General features: G+C 70.1%; 5 protein-coding genes. 2 read left to right on the forward strand and 3 right to left on the reverse strand.

Going from position 1 to position 4,740, the window contains the following annotated elements; genetic code table 11:
* Positions 1-14: 14 nt before the first annotated feature.
* Positions 15-614, reverse strand: a complete 600-nt coding sequence (locus IY392_RS12805; protein WP_182612424.1) for a TetR/AcrR family transcriptional regulator — start codon at positions 612-614, stop codon at positions 15-17.
* A gap of 118 nt (positions 615-732) precedes the next feature.
* Here IY392_RS12805 and IY392_RS12810 point away from each other — a divergent pair, with 118 nt between their 5' ends.
* Entirely contained in the window at positions 733-1,536 is an 804-nt protein-coding gene (locus IY392_RS12810) for a hypothetical protein (RefSeq protein WP_194861423.1), read from the forward strand.
* A 37-nt stretch (positions 1,537-1,573) separates the two neighbouring features.
* Here the strand turns inward: IY392_RS12810 and IY392_RS12815 are convergent, their stop codons facing one another.
* Positions 1,574-2,395, reverse strand: a complete 822-nt coding sequence (locus IY392_RS12815) for an SDR family oxidoreductase (RefSeq protein WP_182612426.1) — start codon at positions 2,393-2,395, stop codon at positions 1,574-1,576.
* Positions 2,392-3,639, reverse strand: a complete 1,248-nt coding sequence (locus IY392_RS12820; protein ID WP_194861424.1) for an acyl-CoA dehydrogenase family protein — start codon at positions 3,637-3,639, stop codon at positions 2,392-2,394. Before IY392_RS12820 ends, IY392_RS12815 begins: the two co-directional genes overlap by 4 nt.
* A gap of 78 nt (positions 3,640-3,717) precedes the next feature.
* On the opposite strand from IY392_RS12820, the gene IY392_RS12825 reads away from it, so the two are divergent.
* The gene (locus tag IY392_RS12825; RefSeq protein WP_182612428.1) at positions 3,718-4,572 is read left to right on the forward strand and encodes a mycofactocin-coupled SDR family oxidoreductase; all 855 of its coding nucleotides are present in this window, start codon (positions 3,718-3,720) and stop codon (positions 4,570-4,572) included.
* Positions 4,573-4,740: the final 168 nt, after the last annotated feature.

Below are 4,740 nucleotides of genomic sequence, written 5' to 3' on the forward strand. Positions count from 1 at the left end.
GTCGGTCGGTGGTGTCAGGCGGGTGGGGCGGGTGAGTCCACGGCCAGGCCGTCGAGCACGATGTGCAGGTACTGGTCCGCGATCGCGGCGTGGTCGTCGTCGCCCTCCGGCCGGTACCAGCGCACCGCCACCCACACGGTGTCGCGAAGGAACCGGTAGGTCAGCCTGATGTCGAGGTCGGGACGGAACTGGCCGGACTCGATGCCCCGGCCCAGCACGTCGGTCCACATCTCACGGAACTCGGTGGTGCGCTCCCGGAGATAGTCGAACCTGGGGTTGCCCCGCAGATGCTTGAGTTCGTCCTGGTAGATGGCCACCTCGTCCCTGTGACGGTGGATGGCCTCGAACGAGACGCGGACCAGCCCTTCGAGGGTCTCCCGGGGCGACGAGCCCGCCAGGACGATCCGGTGATAGTCCCCGAAGAGGGAGTCGAGGAACCCGCGGAGGATCTCGTCTACGATCGCCTCTTTGGACGAGAAGTGGTGGTAGAGGCTGCCGGAGAGGATGCCCGCCGCATCCGCGATGTCCCGCACGGTGGTGGCCCGCAGGCCGCGCTCGGCGAAGAGCCCGGCGGCGATCGCCAAGAGTTCTTCACGTCTGGTCGTGCTGGTCATCCGACCACTCTACCAACCAAGCACTTGCTAGGGGCGCTCCGGAGGCCGGCGTGGTCCGGGGACCGGCCTGGCCGCGTCGGTCCACCCGTCGTCGACTCCTTCTGCCTAGACTCCCCCCATGCGCTCCACCGTCTTCTCCTCCCCTCGCCCCTCCGGCCCGCGCCGGGCAGGTCGCCGGGTCCTCGCGGCCTCGGCGGCGGTGGGCCTCACCCTGGGCCTGGCCTCCTGCACGATCCACGTGAGCGGTGACGACGCGGCTCCCGCGGAGACCACGACCGCGACGAGCGAGTCGCCTCAGGAGCAGCCCACCGGAGCGCCGGGCACCCCCGAGGCCGGCGTAGATCAACTCGTCCTCAATGCCGAGGACGCCCCCGAGCTCGGCCTCGCTCCCGTCTCGGCCGAGGAGTTCGCCGGAGGTGTCGGCGCGCTCGAGGACATCGCCGCCGGCGTCCGCGTGGACCCCGAGCGGTGCGCCGACTTCAGCCAGGACGCGTTCCTCGCCCAGGCCGAGCCGGGCGCGATCGCCATCCAGGCGGGCCAGAGCGAGAACACCGCGTACGCGGTGTCGGTGACCACGGTGACGACAGGCCTCAACGATCGTGACCGACTGATCGCCGACTGCCCCACCATGACCGTGACGATCCCCCTCGAGGGGACCGAGGTCACGACCCGTGCCGAGAACCAGCTGTTGCCCCTCGAGGCACCGGAGGGCGTGGAGCACTTCGCCGCCATCACGCAGAACAACGCGATGGACATGATGGGCCAGGAGCTGCTCACGGGCAACGTGCTGATCACCGGGATCGTGCGGGGTATCGGCGTGTCCGTCACGGTCGCCAACGCGGCGGGGCCGGTGTCGGACGCGGAACGGGACACGGCCGTTGACGCCTTCGCCCGGCAGGTCGAGAAGATCCGGAGCGCCTGACCTCCTTCGATCCCCTCCGCCGGGTGCCGACTGCGGGTCAGGCCCGCTGGGACGAGATGGAGACGACCTCTCCGGTGAGGTACGTGGTGTAGTCGCTGGCGAGCATGGCGATGGTCGCGGCGACCTCCCAGACGTCCGCGGCACGTCCGAACGCCTCCTTGGCGGCGAGCTCGTCGAGGAGCTCGGCGGAGGCCGACTTCTCCAGGAACGCGTGCCGGGCGATGGAGGGTGCGATCGCGTTGATGCGCACACCGAAGTCCGCACCCTCGATCGCCGAACACCGGGTCAGCGCCATGACTCCGGCCTTGGCTGCCGCGTAGTGCGCCTGAGCTCGCTGCGCGCGCCACCCGAGCACGGAGGCGTTGTTGACGATCACCCCGTTGTGCGGCACGTCCCGGAAGTAGCGCAGCGCCGCACGGGTCGCGCGGAACGTGCCGTTGAGCGTGATGTCCAGAACCCGGTCCCAGTCCTCGTCGGTCATGTCCACGAGCTCGCCCTCACCGCCGAATCCGGCGTTGTTGACCAGCACGTCGATCCGGCCGAGCTTCTCGGCGGCGCCGGTGATCAGCGCGTCGACGTCGGAGGTCGACTGCACGTTGCACGTGATGGCCTCGAACCGCTGCCCGGGGAACTCGGCGGCGAGCGCGTCGCGGGCCTCGTTCATTCGGCGCTCGTGGAAGTCGGACACCAGGACGTCGGCGCCCTCGAGCGCGGCGCGCCGGGCGGCCGAGAAACCGATGCCCGTGCCCGCGGCGGCCGTCACCACGACCTTCTTACCCGCGAGCAACCCGTGACCAGGTGTCTCCTCCGGCACCGTGGCGAGGGGGGACGCGGCGAGGGGGGACTTGTGCTGGGTCATGACGGCCTGGCCTCTCGGGGTAATCCGAGCACGCGCTCGGAGATGATGTTGCGCTGGATCTCGTTGGATCCGCCGTAGATCGTGTCGGCTCGGGTGAACAGGAAGAGCCGCTGCCACCGCGCCAACTCGAGGTGCTCCGGGTCGCGGAGGTCGTTGGCCGCACCCTCGGAGTCGTGGGTGGGCCCGGTGAGCGACTCCGCCCCCTGCACGATCATCGCCAGCTCGCCGAGGTCGCGGTGCCACGTGGCCCACAGGAGCTTGGCCGCCGAGGCGTTGCCACCGGAGGCGTCACGCTCGGCGAGTGTGCGCAGAGCGTGGGCGCGGATCACCCTGAGACCGACCCAGGCACGGGCGATCCGTTCACGCACGGCGGGGACGTGCGCGCTGCCGTTGGACCGGGCCATCTCCACGATCTGGTCGAGTTCGCGGGCGAAACCGACCTGCTGGCCGAGGGTGGAGACCCCTCGTTCGAACTCCAGGAGGGTCATGGCGACCTTCCAGCCCTCTCCGCGCTCCCCCACGATCATCCCGGCCTCGGTGACCGCGTCGTCGAGGAAGACCTCGTTGAACTCGGAGGTCCCGGTGAGTTGCTGGATGGGCCGGATCTCGACTCCCGGCTGATCGAGCGGCACCAGCAGGAAGCTCAGGCCCTTGTGCCGACTGGTGCCCTCCTCGGTGCGGGCCACGACGAAGACCCACTGGCTCAGATGCGCCAGGGAGGTCCACACCTTCTGGCCGTGCAGATGCCACCTGCCGTCCTCACCCAGGCGGGCGGTGGTGGACACGTTCGCCAGGTCGGACCCCGCTCCCGGTTCGGAGTAGCCCTGGGCCCACAGTTCGGTCACGTCGAGGATCCGGGGCAGGAAACGGTCCTTCTGCGCCTGGGTGCCGTGTGCGATGAGGGTGGGGCCGAGCAGCGTCTCGCCGAGGTGCGAGACCCTCGCCGGGGCGTCCGCTTTGGCGTACTCCTCGTGGACGCGGACCTGCTGGCTGAGCGACGCCCCCCGACCGCCGTACTCGACCGGCCACCCCACACAGGTCCAGCCGGCCTCGGCCATGTGCCGTTCCCAGGCCAGACGCCGATCGAAGAACTGATGCTCACTGCCCGGCCCGCCGGTCCCCTTGATCTCGGCGAACTCCCCCACCAGGTTGGCGTCCAACCACGTGCGGAACTCCGCGGCGAACTCGTCGTCGGTCATCTCCGACGCCGGCCTGCGCGTGTCGGGTGCCGTGCTCTGGGTCATACGACCACACTACCAAGCACTTGCTTGGTTTGTCGGAACCGCCCGCCCCGGCGGACGTCGTCGGGTGTGATGGTCGGCATGAACACCCCTGACACTCCCCTGGAGGGCAAGGTCGCACTGGTCACCGGCGCCGCCCGGGCACAGGGCCGAGCCCATGCCGTCCGCCTCGCCTCGGAGGGCGCGGACGTCGTGGTGACCGACCTCTGCGCTCCGGTGTCCGCCTCCGTCTCCTATCCGGCGCCCGGTCCGGATGACCTCGCCGAGACCGTCCGACTGGTCGAGCAGGCCGGGCGCAGAGCCCTCTCGGCGGTACTGGACATCCGGGAGCTCGGACCGCTCCAGGAACTGGTCGACCGCACCATCGCCACGTTCGGCCGGCTGGACATCGTCGTGGCCAACGCCGGCGTACTGAGCTGGGGCCGCCTGTGGGAGTTGCCGGAGGACGACTGGGACATGGTCATCGGCGTCAACCTGAGCGGCACGTGGCGGACGATCCGCGCTGCCGTGCCGGCGATGATCGAGGCGGGCAACGGCGGGTCGATCATCATCGTCAGCTCGTCGGCGGGACTCAAGGCGACGCCGGGCAACGGACACTACTCGGCCTCCAAGGCCGGGCTCGTGGCGCTGACCAACTCGCTCGCCCTCGAGGTGGGGGAATTCGGCATCCGCGTCAACTCGATCCATCCCTATTCCGTGGACACGCCGATGATCGACCCCGACGGGATGGCGGAGATCTTCGGCCGGTTCCCCTCGTATCTGCACAGCTTCTCGCCGATGCCACTGAAGAACGTTCTCGCGGACGGCGCCAGCACCCTGGCCGACTTCATGCCGCCGGAGGAGGTCTCCGACGTGGTGTCGTTCCTGGCCGGGGACGGGTCCCGGTCCGTCTCGGGCGTCCAGGTCCCGTTCGACCGGGGCGCGCTCAGGTACTGAGCCCGGGGGTCGACCAAGCAGATGCTTGGTACCGTGGTGACGGCCACACCCCGCAGCACCCGAGGAGTCCGCGATGACCGACCGCTCCGCCCCCGCCGACCGCGCCGAGACCAGGAGCGTCCAGACCGGCAGCGGGGTCGAGACCACCGCCGCGGCCCTGCGCAGGGC

Origin of the sequence: Dietzia sp. SYD-A1, assembly GCF_015356725.1 — a bacterium.
In the GTDB taxonomy this organism is placed as follows: Bacteria; Actinomycetota; Actinomycetes; order Mycobacteriales; family Mycobacteriaceae; genus Dietzia.